29 protein-coding genes are annotated in these 15060 nt (G+C 53.9%); 28 read left to right on the top strand and 1 reads right to left on the bottom strand.

The features are described from left to right. Nucleotides 1-31: 31 nt before the first annotated feature. Entirely contained in the window at nt 32-946 is a 915-nt protein-coding gene (locus tag AC3WR3_RS17260; RefSeq protein WP_492292548.1) for a DMT family transporter, read from the bottom strand. A gap of 356 nt (nt 947-1302) precedes the next feature. Between AC3WR3_RS17260 and rpsJ the strand changes: the two genes are divergently transcribed. From rpsJ to rplQ, 28 genes are all read left to right on the top strand, one after another. After that, the gene (rpsJ, locus tag AC3WR3_RS17265) at nt 1303-1614 is read left to right on the top strand and encodes a 30S ribosomal protein S10 (RefSeq protein WP_005307944.1); all 312 of its coding nucleotides are present in this window, start codon (nt 1303-1305) and stop codon (nt 1612-1614) included. Between the two features lie 22 nt (nt 1615-1636). Further along, complete coding sequence (gene rplC / locus AC3WR3_RS17270) at nt 1637-2269, top strand: 50S ribosomal protein L3 (RefSeq protein ID WP_010672559.1); 633 nt, start codon at nt 1637-1639, stop codon at nt 2267-2269. A 17-nt stretch (nt 2270-2286) separates the two neighbouring features. Next, the gene (rplD, locus tag AC3WR3_RS17275) at nt 2287-2892 is read left to right on the top strand and encodes a 50S ribosomal protein L4 (RefSeq protein WP_025325386.1); all 606 of its coding nucleotides are present in this window, start codon (nt 2287-2289) and stop codon (nt 2890-2892) included. Next, the gene (gene rplW / locus AC3WR3_RS17280; RefSeq protein WP_005331199.1) at nt 2889-3191 is read left to right on the top strand and encodes a 50S ribosomal protein L23; all 303 of its coding nucleotides are present in this window, start codon (nt 2889-2891) and stop codon (nt 3189-3191) included. Before rplD ends, rplW begins: the two co-directional genes overlap by 4 nt. 15 nt (nt 3192-3206) lie before the next feature. Beyond that, on the top strand, nt 3207-4028 hold the full coding sequence (gene rplB / locus AC3WR3_RS17285) for a 50S ribosomal protein L2 (RefSeq protein ID WP_005331177.1): 822 nt from the start codon (nt 3207-3209) through the stop codon (nt 4026-4028). Nucleotides 4029-4050: 22 nt separating this feature from the next. Then, nucleotides 4051-4329, top strand: coding sequence for a 30S ribosomal protein S19 (rpsS, locus tag AC3WR3_RS17290; protein WP_005307960.1), 279 nt, complete (start codon nt 4051-4053; stop codon nt 4327-4329). Nucleotides 4330-4339: 10 nt separating this feature from the next. Further along, nucleotides 4340-4684 (top strand): 50S ribosomal protein L22, encoded by a 345-nt coding sequence (gene rplV / locus AC3WR3_RS17295; RefSeq protein ID WP_005319741.1) that lies wholly within the window; start codon nt 4340-4342, stop codon nt 4682-4684. 3 nt (nt 4685-4687) lie between these two features. Next, nucleotides 4688-5401: a 30S ribosomal protein S3 gene (gene rpsC / locus AC3WR3_RS17300; protein WP_005331168.1), complete on the top strand. Its 714-nt coding sequence runs from the start codon at nt 4688-4690 to the stop codon at nt 5399-5401. Between the two features lie 13 nt (nt 5402-5414). After that, nucleotides 5415-5828: a 50S ribosomal protein L16 gene (gene rplP / locus AC3WR3_RS17305; RefSeq protein WP_005307963.1), complete on the top strand. Its 414-nt coding sequence runs from the start codon at nt 5415-5417 to the stop codon at nt 5826-5828. Next, nucleotides 5828-6019, top strand: coding sequence for a 50S ribosomal protein L29 (rpmC, locus tag AC3WR3_RS17310; RefSeq protein ID WP_005307965.1), 192 nt, complete (start codon nt 5828-5830; stop codon nt 6017-6019). Before rplP ends, rpmC begins: the two co-directional genes overlap by 1 nt. After that, on the top strand, nt 6019-6267 hold the full coding sequence (rpsQ, locus tag AC3WR3_RS17315) for a 30S ribosomal protein S17 (RefSeq protein ID WP_005307966.1): 249 nt from the start codon (nt 6019-6021) through the stop codon (nt 6265-6267). Before rpmC ends, rpsQ begins: the two co-directional genes overlap by 1 nt. Nucleotides 6268-6415: 148 nt before the next feature. Continuing rightward, complete coding sequence (gene rplN / locus AC3WR3_RS17320) at nt 6416-6784, top strand: 50S ribosomal protein L14 (RefSeq protein WP_005307975.1); 369 nt, start codon at nt 6416-6418, stop codon at nt 6782-6784. Nucleotides 6785-6795: 11 nt separating this feature from the next. Next, nucleotides 6796-7113, top strand: a complete 318-nt coding sequence (rplX, locus tag AC3WR3_RS17325; protein WP_025325387.1) for a 50S ribosomal protein L24 — start codon at nt 6796-6798, stop codon at nt 7111-7113. A 13-nt stretch (nt 7114-7126) separates the two neighbouring features. After that, nucleotides 7127-7666 carry a 50S ribosomal protein L5 gene (rplE, locus tag AC3WR3_RS17330; RefSeq protein ID WP_005331162.1) on the top strand — a complete coding sequence of 180 codons (540 nt, stop codon included), beginning with the start codon at nt 7127-7129 and terminating at the stop codon, nt 7664-7666. Between the two features lie 10 nt (nt 7667-7676). Continuing rightward, nucleotides 7677-7982 carry a 30S ribosomal protein S14 gene (gene rpsN, locus AC3WR3_RS17335; protein ID WP_005331161.1) on the top strand — a complete coding sequence of 102 codons (306 nt, stop codon included), beginning with the start codon at nt 7677-7679 and terminating at the stop codon, nt 7980-7982. Between the two features lie 19 nt (nt 7983-8001). Then, complete coding sequence (gene rpsH, locus AC3WR3_RS17340) at nt 8002-8394, top strand: 30S ribosomal protein S8 (RefSeq protein WP_010672564.1); 393 nt, start codon at nt 8002-8004, stop codon at nt 8392-8394. Between the two features lie 13 nt (nt 8395-8407). Beyond that, nucleotides 8408-8941: a 50S ribosomal protein L6 gene (rplF, locus tag AC3WR3_RS17345; protein WP_025325388.1), complete on the top strand. Its 534-nt coding sequence runs from the start codon at nt 8408-8410 to the stop codon at nt 8939-8941. Nucleotides 8942-8950: 9 nt separating this feature from the next. Beyond that, nucleotides 8951-9304, top strand: coding sequence for a 50S ribosomal protein L18 (rplR, locus tag AC3WR3_RS17350; protein WP_025325389.1), 354 nt, complete (start codon nt 8951-8953; stop codon nt 9302-9304). Between the two features lie 14 nt (nt 9305-9318). Continuing rightward, nucleotides 9319-9819 carry a 30S ribosomal protein S5 gene (gene rpsE, locus AC3WR3_RS17355; RefSeq protein ID WP_005340605.1) on the top strand — a complete coding sequence of 167 codons (501 nt, stop codon included), beginning with the start codon at nt 9319-9321 and terminating at the stop codon, nt 9817-9819. A gap of 6 nt (nt 9820-9825) precedes the next feature. Continuing rightward, nucleotides 9826-10005 carry a 50S ribosomal protein L30 gene (rpmD, locus tag AC3WR3_RS17360; protein WP_005307985.1) on the top strand — a complete coding sequence of 60 codons (180 nt, stop codon included), beginning with the start codon at nt 9826-9828 and terminating at the stop codon, nt 10003-10005. 2 nt (nt 10006-10007) lie between these two features. After that, nucleotides 10008-10445: a 50S ribosomal protein L15 gene (gene rplO / locus AC3WR3_RS17365; protein WP_025325390.1), complete on the top strand. Its 438-nt coding sequence runs from the start codon at nt 10008-10010 to the stop codon at nt 10443-10445. Between the two features lie 8 nt (nt 10446-10453). Next, on the top strand, nt 10454-11782 hold the full coding sequence (gene secY, locus AC3WR3_RS17370) for a preprotein translocase subunit SecY (RefSeq protein WP_042652867.1): 1329 nt from the start codon (nt 10454-10456) through the stop codon (nt 11780-11782). A gap of 27 nt (nt 11783-11809) precedes the next feature. Then, nucleotides 11810-11923: a 50S ribosomal protein L36 gene (gene rpmJ / locus AC3WR3_RS17375; RefSeq protein WP_005319705.1), complete on the top strand. Its 114-nt coding sequence runs from the start codon at nt 11810-11812 to the stop codon at nt 11921-11923. A gap of 139 nt (nt 11924-12062) precedes the next feature. Then, nucleotides 12063-12419 carry a 30S ribosomal protein S13 gene (gene rpsM / locus AC3WR3_RS17380; protein WP_005307991.1) on the top strand — a complete coding sequence of 119 codons (357 nt, stop codon included), beginning with the start codon at nt 12063-12065 and terminating at the stop codon, nt 12417-12419. 14 nt (nt 12420-12433) lie between these two features. Further along, complete coding sequence (gene rpsK / locus AC3WR3_RS17385) at nt 12434-12823, top strand: 30S ribosomal protein S11 (RefSeq protein ID WP_005319702.1); 390 nt, start codon at nt 12434-12436, stop codon at nt 12821-12823. A 39-nt stretch (nt 12824-12862) separates the two neighbouring features. Continuing rightward, nucleotides 12863-13483: a 30S ribosomal protein S4 gene (gene rpsD / locus AC3WR3_RS17390; protein WP_010672568.1), complete on the top strand. Its 621-nt coding sequence runs from the start codon at nt 12863-12865 to the stop codon at nt 13481-13483. A 25-nt stretch (nt 13484-13508) separates the two neighbouring features. Further along, nucleotides 13509-14498, top strand: a complete 990-nt coding sequence (locus AC3WR3_RS17395; RefSeq protein ID WP_005307997.1) for a DNA-directed RNA polymerase subunit alpha — start codon at nt 13509-13511, stop codon at nt 14496-14498. 43 nt (nt 14499-14541) lie between these two features. Beyond that, a complete protein-coding gene (gene rplQ / locus AC3WR3_RS17400; RefSeq protein WP_005307999.1) occupies nt 14542-14925 on the top strand; it encodes a 50S ribosomal protein L17 in 384 nt (127 codons plus the stop codon). Nucleotides 14926-15060 lie beyond the last annotated feature (135 nt).

Below are 15060 nucleotides of genomic sequence, written 5' to 3' on the forward strand. Positions count from 1 at the left end.
GGCGCATCTGTGGATGCGCCCTTCTGCATTGTCAGGCTTGTGGCTCGGCCGTCTTGCGGTAGCGCTTGCCGTATTTGAGTTGCTGGATCAGCAGGGCGGCGACGATCAGCGCCAGCCCTATGGGAGTGGCCGGGTGGATGCTCTCGCCGATCAACAGGTTGAGCAGTACCAGTGACGCAAACGGCGAGATGAAGATAAGGTTGCTGATGGGGGCTGTGTTGGTGGCGTGGCGCAGGGCCATCAGCCAGAGCACGAAGCCGAAGCCCATCTCGAACAGCCCCACATAGATGGCACCGAGCCAGCCCTGCCAGGCGGTCATGGCAAAGTCGGCGAGCAGCCAGGTCGCCACCACGATGAGAGGCAGGCTGATGAGAAAACCCAGCAGCAGGCTGACGATGGGATCCCCCTGATTGCGGGTATTGAGGATCCAGTAGCCCGCCCAGATGAGGGTCGAGACCAGGGCCAGCGTCACGCCGAGCGGGCTGTCGAATTGCAGGCCGAACACATCCCCCCTGGTGGCGATCACCAGGGCGCCGAAGTAGCCCAGCACTATGGCCACGCCGTCACGGCGACGGAGCTTCTGGCCGAGGAAGGGGACGGCCAGCAAGCTCAAGGTGATGGCCCAGGTGTAGTTGAGGGTCTGGGCCTGCTGGGCCGGCAGCAGATCATAGGCCTTGAACAGCAGCAGATAGTAGAGGAAGGGGTTCAACACTCCCAGGGCCAGATAGTAGAAAGGGCGGGCCCTGAGATAGCTCAGCAGCAGGGGCAGCTTGCCCTGGATCGCCACGATGGACCCCAGGGTCAGGGTCGAGGTGATGGCGGCGACCAGCAGCAGCTGCACCGGCTCGAAGTAGGCGAGGGAGATCTTGAAGGCGGTGGCCACCGTCGACCAGAGGGCGACGGCGCAGAGTCCGTATTGATAGGCTTTCTTCTGATTCTTGAGCATCGGGGTCGTTCCGCTGACTGAGGCAAGGGGGCAGTCTATCAGCCTGTTTGCAACATTGTCGTTACCGCTTTTTGGCGGGCAGGGGAGCGATCGCGGGCGAGATCCATCCGCCACACAAAATTGCGCACAATCTGTCCGCCTTCTCTTGCGCGAATTGAAAAAATCCGTATAATCCCCTCCGCTTGCCCATGAGGCATGCCAGACGATATGTCTGCTTGCTGAGCTTCCCGTTTACGAGTCGCCAGCCATACAGTCCTCCCGATATGGGAGGAAACGTGAAAAATCGCACCTCTGGCGGGAGTATTCCCGGTCGGGCGGTGTTGATTTATGTTCTTTTATCTATTGGAGCTCTGTCAATGCAGAACCAAAGAATCCGTATCCGCCTGAAGGCTTTTGATCATCGCCTGATCGATCAATCCACTGCGGAAATCGTTGAAACTGCAAAGCGCACCGGCGCGCAGGTTCGCGGTCCTATTCCGCTGCCGACTCGCAAAGAGCGCTTCACCGTCCTGATCTCCCCGCACGTCAACAAAGATGCGCGTGATCAGTACGAGATCCGCACTCACAAGCGTCTGGTAGACATCGTTGAGCCGACTGACAAGACCGTAGACGCCCTGATGCGTCTGGATCTGGCAGCTGGTGTAGACGTCCAGATCAGCCTGGGTTAATTACGGAAAGAGGTTGATAACAATGACAATCGGTCTTGTAGGTCGCAAAGTGGGTATGACTCGCATCTTCACTGAAGATGGCGTTTCTATCCCGGTGACTGTTATCGAAGTTGAAGCTAACCGTGTAACTCAGGTCAAATCTGTAGAAACCGACGGCTACAACGCTATTCAGGTTACCACTGGCGCCAAAAAAGCCAGCCGTGTGACCAAGCCGGAAGCTGGCCACTTCGCCAAAGCTGGTGTAGAAGCCGGTCGCGGTCTGTGGGAATTCCGCCTGAACAACGGTGAAACTTTCACTGTTGGTAGCGAGCTGAAAGTAGATCTTCTCGCTGACGTTAAGCTGGTAGACGTTACCGGCACATCCAAGGGTAAAGGTTTTGCCGGTACTGTTAAGCGCTGGAACTTCCGCACCCAGGATATGACCCACGGTAACTCCCTGTCCCACCGTGTACCTGGCTCCATCGGTCAAAACCAGACCCCGGGCCGTGTATTCAAGGGCAAAAAGATGGCTGGTCACATGGGTGCTGAGCGTGTAACGACTCAGAACCTGGAACTGGTTCGTGTTGACGCTGAACGCAACCTGCTGCTCATCAAAGGCGCAGTACCGGGTGCAACCAACGGCAACGTGATCGTCAAACCTGCCGTCAAAGCGTAACGTCTGAGGAGATAGTAATGGAATTGGTAATGAAAGACGCCAAGAGCGCTCTTGAAGTTTCCGAGACTACCTTCGGGCGCGAATTCAACGAAGCTCTGGTTCACCAGGTCGTCGTTGCATATGCCGCTGGTGCCCGTCAGGGTACTCGTGCGCAGCTGACTCGCTCTGAAGTGTCTGGTGGCGGCAAAAAGCCGTGGCGTCAGAAGGGTACTGGTCGTGCCCGTGCTGGCTCCATCCGTTCGCCCATCTGGCGTTCCGGTGGTGTGACCTTTGCTGCTAAGCCGCAAGATCACAGCCAGAAAGTAAACAAGAAGATGTACCGCGGCGCTATCCGTAGCATCCTGTCCGAGCTGGTACGTCAAGAGCGCCTGATCGTTGTCGAGAAATTCGGCATCGAAGCGCCGAAGACCAAAGAACTGATCGCCAAGCTGAAAGAAATGGAACTGACTGATGTTCTGATCGTGACTGCTGAAGTCGATGAGAACCTGTTCCTGGCTGCTCGCAACCTGTACAAGGTCGACGTGCGTGATGTTGCCGGTATCGACCCGGTCAGCCTGATCGCTTTCGACAAGATTCTGATGACTGCTGACGCAGTTAAGCAAATCGAGGAGATGCTGGCATGATCCGCGAAGAACGTCTGTTGAAAGTTCTGAAGGCTCCGCACATCTCTGAAAAGAGCACCATGGTCGCAGAAAAGCAGAACACTATCGTGTTCAAAGTTGCTGTTGATGCCACCAAGGCGGAAGTCAAAGCTGCAGTTGCGAAACTGTTCGAGGTCGAAGTTGAGACCGTCCGTACCCTGAACATGAAGGGTAAGACCAAGCGCTCAGGTGCGCGTGTAGGCCGTCGTTCCGATTGGAAAAAGGCTTATGTGACCCTGAAAGCTGGTCAGGACATCGACTTCATGGGCGCAGCCGAGTAAGAGGAGTTCTCAAAAATGGCAATCGTTAAGTGCAAGCCTACTTCTCCGGGCCGCCGCCACGTCGTCAAGATCGTCAACCAAGAGCTGTACAAGGGCAAGCCCTTCGCCGCTCTGCTGGACAGCAAAAGCAAGTCCGGTGGTCGTAACAACAACGGCCGTATCACTACCCGTCATATCGGTGGTGGTCACAAGCAACACTACCGTATCGTCGACTTCAAACGCGACAAAGACGGCATTCCGGCCAAAGTAGAGCGTCTGGAATACGATCCTAACCGTACCGCAAACATCGCCCTGGTGCTGTATGCAGACGGTGAGCGTCGTTACATCCTGGCTCCGAAAGGCCTGAAAGCAGGTGATGCTATCGCTTCTGGTGCTGATGCTGCGATCAAGGTAGGTAACTCCCTGCCGATGCGTAACATCCCGGTTGGTTCTACCGTTCACGCCGTAGAAATGAAGCCTGGTAAAGGTGCTCAGCTGGCTCGTTCCGCTGGTACTTTCATCCAGATTCTGGCTCGTGAAGGTAACTATGTAACTCTGCGTCTGCGTTCCGGCGAAGTACGTAAAGTTCTGGCCGAGTGCCGCGCCACCATTGGTGAAGTGGGTAACTCCGAGCACATGCTGCGTCAACTGGGTAAAGCCGGTGCAAACCGCTGGCGTGGTATTCGTCCGACCGTTCGCGGTATGGCGATGAACCCGGTTGATCACCCGCACGGTGGTGGTGAGGGTCGTAACAAGGGCATGCAGCCTGTGTCCCCATGGGGCCAGAAGGCTAAGGGCTTCAAGACCCGTAAGAACAAGCGTACCGACAAGTACATCGTACGTCGTCGTAACAAGTAATTGTTAACATAGAGGAATCACCATGCCACGTTCTCTCAAGAAGGGTCCATTTATTGACCTGCACTTGCTGAAGAAGGTAGAGAAAGCGGTGGAAAGCGGGGATAAAAAGCCGGTTAAGACCTGGTCCCGTCGTTCAATGATCATCCCGAACATGATCGGTTTGACCATCGCTGTCCATAATGGTCGTCAGCACGTTCCGGTTTTCGTTACCGAAGAAATGATCGGTCACAAACTGGGTGAATTCGCACCGACTCGTACTTATCGCGGCCATGCTGCTGATAAGAAGGCTAAGAAGCGCTAAGGGATAAATGATGGAAGCTATCGCTAAACACCGTTATGCCCGTACTTCTGCCCAGAAAGCTCGTCTGGTAGCCGATCAAGTACGTGGTCTGTCCGTAGACAAGGCTCTGAACATCCTGACCTTCAGCCCGAAAAAGGCTGCGGTTCTGGTGAAGAAAGTGCTGGAATCTGCCATTGCAAACGCTGAGCACAACGAAGGCGCCGACATCGACGCCCTGCGTGTTGCCACCATCATGGTAGACGAAGGTCCCTCCATGAAGCGCATCCGCCCGCGTGCCAAAGGTCGCGCGGATCGTATCCTCAAGCGTACCGCTCACATCACTGTAGTGGTATCCGACGCTAAGGCTGGGAGATAAGCAATGGGTCAGAAAGTACATCCTAATGGCATTCGCCTGGGTATTACCAAGCCTTGGAATTCTACCTGGTTCGCGAACACCAAAGACTTCGCTGACAACCTGTACAGCGATTTCCAAGTACGCCAGTTCCTGACCAAGGAGCTGAAAAACGCTTCCTTGTCCAAGATCACCATCGAGCGTCCGGCCAAGAGCATCCGTGTGACCATTCACACCGCTCGTCCGGGTGTCGTGATCGGCAAGAAAGGCGAAGACGTTGAGAAACTGCGCAAAGCTGTAGCCGCTATTGCTGGCGTGCCTGCTCAGATCAACATTTCCGAAGTCCGCAAGCCGGAGCTGGATGGCAAACTCGTTGCCGACAGCATCACTTCTCAGCTGGAACGTCGCGTAATGTTCCGTCGCGCTATGAAGCGCGCCGTACAGAACGCCATGCGCCTGGGTGCCAAGGGCATCAAAGTAGAAGTGTCCGGTCGTCTGGGCGGCGCTGAAATCGCGCGTACCGAATGGTACCGTGAAGGTCGTGTGCCTTTGCACACCCTGCGTGCCGACATCGACTACGCAACTTCTGAAGCCCACACCACTTACGGTGTGATCGGCGTCAAAGTTTGGATCTTCAAGGGCGAAGTTCTGGGCGGTCTGGCTGCTGTTAACGCTGCCGCTGCTCAAGAGCAAGCTCCTGCAAAGCCCAAGCGTGACAACAAGCGCCGCGCTGCTAAGTAAGGAGATTCGGTAAATGTTGCAACCTAAGCGTACTAAATTCCGCAAGACCCATAAGGGTCGTAACCGCGGTCTGGCCAACTCTGGTAACGAAGTATCCTTCGGTACCTTTGGCCTGAAGGCGACATCTCGTGGTCAACTGACTGCTCGTCAAATCGAAGCAGCCCGTCGTGCCATGACCCGTCACGTAAAGCGTCAAGGTAAGATCTGGATCCGTGTGTTCCCGGACAAGCCCATCACCGAAAAGCCCCTCGAAGTTCGTATGGGTAAAGGTAAGGGTAACGTGGAATATTGGGTCTGCCCGATCCAGCCTGGCAAGGTTCTGTACGAGATGGATGGTGTACCTGAGGCTCTGGCGCGTGAAGCGTTTGCCCTGGCCGCAGCTAAGCTGTCCGTTCAGACCACTTTCGTAATTAAGACGGTGATGTGATGAAAGCCCAAGATCTGCGTCAAAAGAGCGTCGAAGAACTGAACCAGGAGCTGCTGGGTCTGCTGCGTGAGCAATTCAACATGCGCATGCAAGCTTCCACCGGCCAACTGGCTCAGACTCACACTCTGAAACAAGTGCGTCGTGACGTCGCACGTATCAAGACTGTACTGACTGAGAAGGCAGGTGCGTAATGACTGACAAGATCCGTACTCTGCAAGGTCGTGTAATCAGCGACAAGATGGACAAGTCCATCACCGTCGCTATCGAGCGCAAGGTAAAGCACCCGATCTACGGTAAGATCATCAAGCGCACTACCAAGCTGCACGTACATGACGAGAACAACGAGTGTAAAGCTGGCGATCTCGTGGAAATCCGCGAATGCCGCCCGCTGTCCAAGACCAAGTCCTGGACCCTGGTTGCTGTCGTAGAAAAGGCCTAATTCGGTACTTTCTAGCCCAAACGGCCCCCCATCGGGGCCGTTTGTTTTTTAGGCTACCTTTTCAAAAATACCTGTGTTATAGTTTCGCGCCTTTTGAAGGCAGCCAGATCCCATCAGGGATAAGAAGTAAACAAAGCGGAGCACTAAGATGATCCAGATGCAAAGTATGCTGGGTGTTGCCGACAACTCCGGCGCTCGCAGTGTAATGTGTATTAAGGTTCTGGGTGGTTCGCACCGCCGTTATGCCGGCATCGGCGACATCATCAAGGTTTCCATCAAGGAAGCTATTCCTCGCGGTAAAGTGAAGAAAGGTGATGTGTATAACGCGGTGGTCGTACGCACCCGTAAAGGCGTTCGTCGTCCGGACGGCTCTGTCATCCGTTTCGACAACAATGCGGCTGTGTTGCTTAACAACAACCAACAGCCAATCGGTACTCGTATTTTTGGCCCGGTGACCCGTGAACTCCGTAATGAGAAGTTCATGAAGATTGTGTCCCTGGCACCCGAAGTACTGTAAGGAGTCGAACGATGGCAGCTAAAATCCGTCGCGAAGACGAAGTAATTGTTCTTACCGGCAAAGACAAGGGCAAGCGTGGCAAAGTCACTCAAGTCCTGATTGCAAAAGGTAAGGTAATCGTGGAAGGCATCAACCAGGTGAAGAAGCACCAGAAGCCGGTACCCGCACTGGGTCAGGCTGGCGGTATCGTCACCAAAGAAGCCCCCATCGATGTATCTAACATCGCGCTGTTCAACTCTGCCACTGGCAAGGCTGACCGCGTTGGTTTCCGGATTGAAGACGGCAAGAAAGTCCGTTTCTTCAAATCCACCGGCGAACTTGTGAAGTAATTGGAGTTTAACGATGGCGAAACTGCATGATTACTACAAATCCGATGTAGTAAATGAACTGTCCAAGCAGTTCGGTTACAAGACTATCATGCAAGTCCCTCGGATCGAGAAAATCACCCTGAACATGGGTGTTGGTGAAGCGATCTCTGACAAGAAGTTGCTGGAAAATGCTGCTGCCGATATGGCTGCCATTTCCGGTCAGAAACCGCTGATCACCAAAGCACGCAAATCTGTTGCGGGCTTCAAGATTCGTGAAGGCTACCCGATAGGTTGTAAAGTAACCCTGCGTGGCGAGCGTATGTGGGAGTTCCTGGAACGGCTGATTTGCATCTCCGTACCGCGTATCCGTGACTTCCGTGGTCTGAACGCCAAGGCGTTCGATGGCCGTGGTAACTACTCCATGGGCGTGCGTGAGCAAATCATCTTCCCGGAAATCGACTATGACAAGGTCGATCGCGTCCGTGGTCTGGATATCACCATCACCACTTCCGCGAATACCGACGAAGAAGGCCGTGCTCTGCTGGCTGCCTTTAACTTCCCATTCCGCAAGTAAGGTTAGGGTTATGGCTAAAACATCCATGAAAGCACGTGAAGCAAAGCGTGCGAAGCTGGCAGCCAAGTTCGCGACCAAGCGTACCGAGCTGAAAGCTATCATCGTTGATATGAACGCTTCTGAAGAAGCGCGTTGGGATGCTGTCTTGCAACTGCAACAGCTGCCCCGTGATTCCAGTCCGTCCCGCCAGCGTAACCGTTGCAACATCACTGGTCGTCCGCACGGTTTCCTGCGGAAGTTTGGCCTCTCTCGCATCAAAGTGCGTGAGCATGCCATGAAGGGCGAAATTCCGGGCCTCAAAAAGGCCTCTTGGTAAGAATCTCGGGAGTTAGACTATGAGCATGCAAGATCCGATCGCGGATATGCTGACCCGCATCCGTAACGGTCAGGCGGCGAGCAAAGTTGCGGTTTCCATGCCTTCTTCCAAGCTGAAAGTGGCTATCGCCAAAGTGCTGAAGGAAGAAGGTTACATCGCTGGCTACAACGTAGCTGGTGACGTGAAGCCGGAACTGGAAATTGAATTGAAATATTTCCAGGGCAAGCCGGTTGTAGAACTGATCCAACGCGTGAGCCGTCCCGGCCTGCGTATTTACAAGCGCACTACTGATCTGCCGAAAGTCATGGGCGGTCTCGGTGTTGCTATCGTGTCCACGTCTAAAGGTGTGATGACCGACCGTGCTGCCCGTAAGGCAAGCATGGGTGGTGAGATCATCTGCTACGTCGCTTAATAGGAGGTCGGAAATGTCTCGCGTTGCTAAGGCACCCGTCACTATTCCTGCTGGCGTAGAGGTGACTCTGAACGGTCAGGAACTGTCCATCAAAGGTGGTAAAGGTTCTCTGGTTCGTTCCATCCACGCCGGTGTAGAAGTGACCAAAGAAGACAATGTACTGAAGTTCGCCCCGCGCGACGGCATCGCTGGTGCTGACGCTCAGGCCGGTACTGCACGTGCATTGGCTAACAACATGGTAATCGGTGTTACCCAAGGCTTCGAGCGTAAGCTGCAGCTGGTTGGTGTAGGCTACAAAGCCTCCATCAAGGGCAATGCTGTCGCGCTGGCTCTGGGCTTCTCTCACCCGGTTGAGCATGCGCTGCCGGCTGGTGTCACCGCTGAATGTCCGTCCGCCACAGAGATCATTCTGCGTGGTGTGGACAAGCAGCTGGTTGGCCAAGTCGCCGCCGATATCCGTGCTTACCGCGCTCCGGAGCCCTACAAGGGCAAGGGTGTACGCTATGCCAACGAGCAAGTGCGTACTAAAGAAGCTAAGAAGAAGTAAGGTAACACTATGGACAAGAAAGCAGCTCGTCTCCGTCGTGCTACTCGTGCTCGGAAAAAGATGCAGGAACTGGGAGCTACCCGTCTGGTTGTTCACCGTACCCCGCGTCATATCTATGCGCAGGTTATCGCAGCCAACGGTTCCGAAGTTCTGGCCTCTGCTTCTACAGTAGAGAAAGCCATCAGTGAAGCTATTAAATACACCGGTAACGCAGATGCTGCTACCGCTGTAGGTAAAGCAATCGCTGAGCGTGCTATTGCCAAAGGCGTTCAGAACGTATCTTTCGATCGTTCCGGTTTCAAGTATCACGGTCGTGTAGCCGCTCTGGCTGCCGCTGCTCGTGACGCTGGTCTTCAGTTCTAAGCTAGGAGTCGAAGATGGCTAAAGTCGAATCTCAAGCCGGCGAACTGCAAGAAAAGCTGATTGCAGTAAACCGTGTTTCGAAAACTGTTAAAGGTGGTCGTATCATGTCCTTCACCGCGTTGACCGTGGTGGGTGATGGTAACGGCCGTGTAGGTTACGGTTACGGTAAAGCCCGTGAAGTTCCGGCTGCCATTCAAAAGGCAATGGAACAGGCTAAGCGTAACCTGAACAAGGTTGAGCTGAACAATGGCACTCTGCACCACCCGGTGCGCGGTGTTCACTCCGGTTCCACCGTGTTCATGAAGCCGGCCTCACAAGGTACTGGTATCATTGCAGGCGGCGCCATGCGTGCCGTGCTGGAAGTGGCCGGTATCCACAACGTGCTGGCTAAGACCTACGGTTCCACCAACCCAATCAACGTTGTTCGCGCAACTGTAGACGCTCTGGTTCACGGTCAATCACCGGAACAGATCGCTGCCAAGCGTGGTCTGCGCGTTGAAGAAATTCTGGGGTAATGCGACATGGCTAACACTGTAAAAGTAACTCAAACTCGCAGCTCTATCGGCCGTCTGCCAAAGCACAAGGCGACTCTGCGTGGTCTGGGTCTGCGTCGCATTGGTCACACCGTTGAGCTGGAAGATACTCCCTGCGTACGCGGCATGATCAACCAGGTTTATTACATGGTTAAGGTGGAGGGCTAAGCATGCGTCTGAATACTCTGTCTCCGGCCGCTGGTTCCAAGCGTGTTAAGCACCGTCCGGGCCGTGGTATCGGTTCTGGTCTGGGCAAGACCGGTGGTCGTGGTGTGAAAGGTCAAACTTCTCGTTCCGGTGGCGGTAAAGTCCGCAACGGTTTCGAGGGTGGCCAGATGCCTTTGAAAATCCGTCTGCCGAAGTTCGGTTTCTTCTCTCGCAAATCTTTGGTTTCTGCCGAAGTGCGCCTGAACGAAATCGCCCTGGTAGAAGGTGATGTGGTCGATCTGAGCACTCTGAAGCAAGCCGGTGTTGTTACCAAGAACATCGTTTTCGCTAAAGTTGTTCTGTCTGGCAACATTGACCGTGCTGTGACCGTTCGTGGTCTGTCCGTCACCAAAGGTGCACGTGCAGCCATCGAGGCCGCTGGCGGTAAAATCGAGGAATAATCAGTACAATGGCTAAGAAACCAGGATTGGATGTTAAAGCACAAGGTGGTCTGAGTGAACTGAAGAGCCGTCTGCTCTTCGTTCTCGGGGCAATTATCGTGTTCCGCGCAGGCTCTTATGTGCCGATTCCTGGTATTGACGCCGCCGTACTGGCCGAGTTGTTCCAACAACAGAAGGGCACCATCATTGAGATGTTCAACATGTTCAGTGGTGGTGCACTCTCGCGTGCTTCTATTCTTGCGCTGGGGATCATGCCGTACATTTCGGCGTCGATCATTATCCAGCTGCTGACTGTGGTTCATCCTGCTCTTGCTGAACTCAAGAAAGAGGGTGAATCCGGCCGTCGCAAGATTAGCCAATATACCCGTTGGGGCACGCTGGTTTTGGGAACGTTCCAGGCCATTGGTATTGCAACCGGTCTGCCGAATATGATGCAAGGACTCGTGACTCATCCGGGTTTGGGCTTCTATTTCACAGCCGTTGTGAGTCTGGTCACCGGTACCATGTTCTTGATGTGGTTGGGTGAACAGATTACCGAGCGTGGGATTGGTAATGGTATCTCGCTGATTATTTTCACGGGTATCGTTGCTGGTCTGCCTCATGCCATTGGCGCTACGGCCGAACAGGCACGTCAAGGGGAATTGCACATCCTGCTGTTGTTGTTGCTGGGCTTGATTGTTTTCGCAGTGACTTACTTTGTGGTGTTCGTGGAGCGTGGTCAGCGTCGTATCGTCGTTAACTATGCCAAGCGTCAACAAGGCCGCCAGGTATTCGCCGCGCAAAGCACACACCTGCCGTTGAAAGTGAATATGGCCGGTGTGATTCCTGCGATTTTCGCATCCAGCATCATCCTCTTCCCAGGGACCATTACCTCTTGGTTTGGTCAGGGCGAGGGCAAGGTGGCTGATGTCCTGCAACAGGTCTCTATGGTCCTGCAGCCGGGTCAACCCTTGTATGAGATGCTCTATGCAGCAGCCATTATCTTCTTCTGCTTCTTCTATACCGCGCTGGTGTTCAACCCCCGCGAGACAGCAGATAATCTGAAGAAGAGTGGAGCCTTTATCCCGGGGATCCGCCCGGGCGAGCAGACAGCACGTTACATCGATAAGGTTATGACTCGCCTGACATTGGCAGGTGCGCTCTATATAACCTTTATCTGTCTGGTACCCCAGTTCTTGATGACTGCCTGGAACGTACAGTTCTACTTCGGTGGCACTTCGCTGCTGATTATCGTGGTAGTTATCATGGACTTCATGGCTCAGGTTCAGACCCATATGATGTCTCATCAATATGGCGACGTCCTGAGGAAGGCCAACCTGAAGGGCTACGGCCGCTAAAGGTCGGCGTAGTTACGGAGTTAAGCAATGAAAGTTCGTGCTTCCGTTAAGGCAATCTGCCGTAACTGCAAAATCATCAAGCGTCACGGTGTGGTGCGTGTGATTTGCAGCGAGCCAAAGCATAAACAGCGCCAAGGCTAATTTTTTACGGTTAGTACTTGCAACAAATAGTTGTGCTGGCTAATATAGCCAGCCAACTTTTGTTGTGTATTGGTTGACCGCCACGTATCCGCTCACGGGCTTTGTGGTGGTCGTTATCTACTATATGTAGGAGTGAATAGTGGCCCGTATCGCTGGCATTAACATTCCTGACCATAAGCATGCAGTCATTGCGTTGACTGCGATTTATGGCGTCGGTCGTACCCGCTCCAAGGCCATCTGTGCCGCAGCCGGTATCGCTGAGAATGTGAAAATTAAAGACCTGGACGAAGCTCAGATCGAGAGTCTGCGTGAACAAGTAGGTAAATTCACCGTTGAAGGTGACCTGCGTCGTCAGATTTCCATGAACATCAAGCGATTGATGGATCTGGGTTGCTACCGTGGTTTGCGTCACCGTCGTAGCCTGCCTGTTCGTGGTCAACGTACCAAGACCAACGCTCGTACCCGTAAGGGTCCGCGCAAGGCTATCAAGAAGTAACGGGAAGGTAGAAAATGGCTAAAACTCCGACTCGTGCTCGCAAGCGCGTTAAAAAGCAAGTGAGCGACGGTATTGCGCACGTTCATGCATCTTTCAACAACACAATCGTGACCATTACTGACCGTCAGGGCAATGCTCTGTCTTGGGCCACCTCTGGTGGTTCCGGTTTCCGTGGTTCCCGTAAGTCCACTCCGTTTGCTGCCCAGGTAGCTGCTGAGCGCGCTGGTGAGATCGCCAAAGAATACGGCGTGAAGAACCTGGAAGTCATGGTCAAAGGTCCGGGTCCCGGTCGTGAGTCTTCCATCCGCGCTCTGAACGCGGCTGGTTTCCGCATCACTAATATTACTGATGTGACTCCGATCCCGCACAACGGTTGTCGTCCTCCCAAGAAGCGCCGCGTATAACGCTGTAGCTACTTGGTCTAGGATTGTTGGAGAAAGAAGATGGCAAGATATATCGGTCCTAAGCTTAAGCTTAGCCGTCGTGAGGGCACCGACCTCTTCCTGAAGTCTGGTGTTCGTGCGATTGATTCTAAGTGCAAGATTGACACCGTTCCTGGTCAACACGGTGCGCGTAAAGCGCGTCTGTCCGACTATGGCGTGCAACTGCGCGAGAAACAAAAAGTACGTCGTATCTACGGCGTATTGGAAAAACAGTTCCGCAACTACTACCGCGACGCTGCCCGTCAAAAGGGTAACACCGGTGAAAACCTGTTGCAGCTGCTGGAAGGTCGTCTGGACAACGTCGTCTACCGCATGGGCTTCGGCGCCACTCGTGCTGAGTCTCGTCAGCTGGTGAGCCACAAAGCCATCATGGTAAACGGCCGCGTTGTGAATGTTCCTTCTTTCCAGGTATCCCCTGAGGACGTGATCTGCGTTCGCGAGAAGGCTAAGAAGCAAGCGCGTATCAAAGCTTCCCTGGAAGTTGCTGGTCAGCGCGAGAAGCCGACTTGGGTAGAGGTTGACGCTGCTAAGATGGAAGGTGCCTTCAAGCGCCTGCCAGAGCGTTCCGACCTGTCTGCCGACATTAACGAACAGCTGATCGTCGAGCTTTACTCCAAGTAAAGCTAGCTTCTAAAGAGAGGACACAATGCTGGGTTCTGTAACAGATTTTCTTAAACCGCGGCTAGTTGACATCGAGCAAGTTAGCCCGACTCACGCGAAAGTGACTCTCGAGCCGCTTGAGCGTGGCTTTGGTCACACGCTGGGTAATGCCCTGCGTCGTATTTTGCTGTCATCTATGCCCGGTTGTGCAGTTACTGAAGTCGAGATCGACGGAGTACTGCACGAGTACAGCAGCAAAGAAGGTGTGCAGGAAGACATTCTTGAAATCCTGCTCAACCTGAAAGGTATCGCTGTGAAGCTGGAAGGCAAGGACGAGGTAACTCTGTCCCTGACCAAGTCTGGAACAGGCCCCGTTACCGCTGGTGATATCACTCACGGTGATGAAGTCGAGATCGTAAACCCGGAGCACGTAATCTGCCACCTGACAGGCGCCAATGCTGAGATCAGCATGCGTCTGAAAGTTCAGCGCGGTCGTGGTTATGTGCCTGCTTCTGCTCGTGTTCACAACGATGATGAAGAGCGTCCTATTGGTCGCCTGCTGCTGGACTCCGCGTTCAGCCCCATCGTTCGCATCGCCTACAATGTTGAGGCGGCACGTGTGGAACAGCGCACCGACTTGGACAAGCTGGTTATCGACATGGAGACCAATGGTACTCTGGATCCGGAAGAAGCCATTCGCCGTTCTGCCACTATTTTGGCCGAGCAGCTGGAAGCCTTCGTGGATCTGCGCGATGTCAGCGTGCCCGAGAAGAAAGAAGAGAAACCCGAGTTTGATCCGATTCTGCTACGTCCTGTCGATGATTTGGAGCTGACAGTTCGTTCAGCGAACTGTCTGAAGGCAGAAGCTATCCACTATATTGGTGATCTGGTACAGCGTACCGAAGTTGAGTTGCTTAAAACTCCTAACCTCGGTAAGAAGTCCCTGACTGAGATCAAGGACGTGTTGGCCTCCCGTGGTCTGTCTCTTGGCATGCGCCTTGAGAACTGGCCGCCCGCCAGCATCGCTGACGAGTAATCCAGATTACGGGTTTCACAGATTTAGTTAGAAGGATAAGGTCATGCGCCATCGTTTGAGTGGTCGTCAACTGAACCGGAACAGCAGCCATCGTCAGGCTATGTTCCGCAACATGGCCAGCTCCCTGGTTCGTCATGAGATCATCAAGACGACTCTGCCTAAGGCAAAAGAGCTGCGTCGTGTAGTTGAACCGCTGATCACCCTTGCCAAGACTGATAGCGTTGCTAATCGTCGCCTGGCATTTGCCCGTACTCGCGATAACGCGATCGTGGCTAAGCTGTTCAATGAACTGGGCCCGCGCTACCTGGAGCGCGCCGGCGGTTATACTCGCATTCTGAAATGCGGTTTCCGTGCAGGCGACAACGCCCCTATGGCTTACATTGAGCTGGTAGACCGCCCGGCCGCTGCTGAAGCAGCTGCTGAGTGATAAAGAAAAAGCCGGGCTTGTCCCGGCTTTTCTTTTAATGGATTCTGATACTGCCTCAACTGCCTCAACTGCCTCAACTGCCTCAACTGCCTCAACTGCCTCAACTGCCTCAACTGCCTCAACTGCCTCAACTGC

The sequence above is a fragment of the Aeromonas sp. EU05-FHT14A05 genome, from assembly GCF_058791175.1.

What these genes read in the sequence shown, in the direction of transcription:
- rplC (WP_010672559.1), top strand. Translation starts at nt 1,637, where the DNA reads ATGACAATCGGTCTTGTAGGTCGCAAAGTGGGTATGACTCGCATCTTC.
- rpsD (WP_010672568.1), top strand. Translation starts at nt 12,863, where the DNA reads ATGGCAAGATATATCGGTCCTAAGCTTAAGCTTAGCCGTCGTGAGGGC.
- rpmJ (WP_005319705.1), top strand. Translation starts at nt 11,810, where the DNA reads ATGAAAGTTCGTGCTTCCGTTAAGGCAATCTGCCGTAACTGCAAAATC.
- rplE (WP_005331162.1), top strand. Translation starts at nt 7,127, where the DNA reads ATGGCGAAACTGCATGATTACTACAAATCCGATGTAGTAAATGAACTG.
- rpsJ (WP_005307944.1), top strand. Translation starts at nt 1,303, where the DNA reads ATGCAGAACCAAAGAATCCGTATCCGCCTGAAGGCTTTTGATCATCGC.
- AC3WR3_RS17395 (WP_005307997.1), top strand. Translation starts at nt 13,509, where the DNA reads ATGCTGGGTTCTGTAACAGATTTTCTTAAACCGCGGCTAGTTGACATC.
- secY (WP_042652867.1), top strand. Translation starts at nt 10,454, where the DNA reads ATGGCTAAGAAACCAGGATTGGATGTTAAAGCACAAGGTGGTCTGAGT.
- rplO (WP_025325390.1), top strand. Translation starts at nt 10,008, where the DNA reads ATGCGTCTGAATACTCTGTCTCCGGCCGCTGGTTCCAAGCGTGTTAAG.
- rplP (WP_005307963.1), top strand. Translation starts at nt 5,415, where the DNA reads ATGTTGCAACCTAAGCGTACTAAATTCCGCAAGACCCATAAGGGTCGT.
- rplR (WP_025325389.1), top strand. Translation starts at nt 8,951, where the DNA reads ATGGACAAGAAAGCAGCTCGTCTCCGTCGTGCTACTCGTGCTCGGAAA.
- AC3WR3_RS17260 (WP_492292548.1), bottom strand. Translation starts at nt 946, where the DNA reads ATGCTCAAGAATCAGAAGAAAGCCTATCAATACGGACTCTGCGCCGTC.
- rpsE (WP_005340605.1), top strand. Translation starts at nt 9,319, where the DNA reads ATGGCTAAAGTCGAATCTCAAGCCGGCGAACTGCAAGAAAAGCTGATT.
- rpsQ (WP_005307966.1), top strand. Translation starts at nt 6,019, where the DNA reads ATGACTGACAAGATCCGTACTCTGCAAGGTCGTGTAATCAGCGACAAG.
- rplQ (WP_005307999.1), top strand. Translation starts at nt 14,542, where the DNA reads ATGCGCCATCGTTTGAGTGGTCGTCAACTGAACCGGAACAGCAGCCAT.
- rplV (WP_005319741.1), top strand. Translation starts at nt 4,340, where the DNA reads ATGGAAGCTATCGCTAAACACCGTTATGCCCGTACTTCTGCCCAGAAA.
- rpmC (WP_005307965.1), top strand. Translation starts at nt 5,828, where the DNA reads ATGAAAGCCCAAGATCTGCGTCAAAAGAGCGTCGAAGAACTGAACCAG.
- rplB (WP_005331177.1), top strand. Translation starts at nt 3,207, where the DNA reads ATGGCAATCGTTAAGTGCAAGCCTACTTCTCCGGGCCGCCGCCACGTC.
- rpsN (WP_005331161.1), top strand. Translation starts at nt 7,677, where the DNA reads ATGGCTAAAACATCCATGAAAGCACGTGAAGCAAAGCGTGCGAAGCTG.
- rplD (WP_025325386.1), top strand. Translation starts at nt 2,287, where the DNA reads ATGGAATTGGTAATGAAAGACGCCAAGAGCGCTCTTGAAGTTTCCGAG.
- rplX (WP_025325387.1), top strand. Translation starts at nt 6,796, where the DNA reads ATGGCAGCTAAAATCCGTCGCGAAGACGAAGTAATTGTTCTTACCGGC.
- rpsK (WP_005319702.1), top strand. Translation starts at nt 12,434, where the DNA reads ATGGCTAAAACTCCGACTCGTGCTCGCAAGCGCGTTAAAAAGCAAGTG.
- rpmD (WP_005307985.1), top strand. Translation starts at nt 9,826, where the DNA reads ATGGCTAACACTGTAAAAGTAACTCAAACTCGCAGCTCTATCGGCCGT.
- rpsS (WP_005307960.1), top strand. Translation starts at nt 4,051, where the DNA reads ATGCCACGTTCTCTCAAGAAGGGTCCATTTATTGACCTGCACTTGCTG.
- rpsH (WP_010672564.1), top strand. Translation starts at nt 8,002, where the DNA reads ATGAGCATGCAAGATCCGATCGCGGATATGCTGACCCGCATCCGTAAC.
- rplF (WP_025325388.1), top strand. Translation starts at nt 8,408, where the DNA reads ATGTCTCGCGTTGCTAAGGCACCCGTCACTATTCCTGCTGGCGTAGAG.
- rplW (WP_005331199.1), top strand. Translation starts at nt 2,889, where the DNA reads ATGATCCGCGAAGAACGTCTGTTGAAAGTTCTGAAGGCTCCGCACATC.
- rpsC (WP_005331168.1), top strand. Translation starts at nt 4,688, where the DNA reads ATGGGTCAGAAAGTACATCCTAATGGCATTCGCCTGGGTATTACCAAG.
- rplN (WP_005307975.1), top strand. Translation starts at nt 6,416, where the DNA reads ATGATCCAGATGCAAAGTATGCTGGGTGTTGCCGACAACTCCGGCGCT.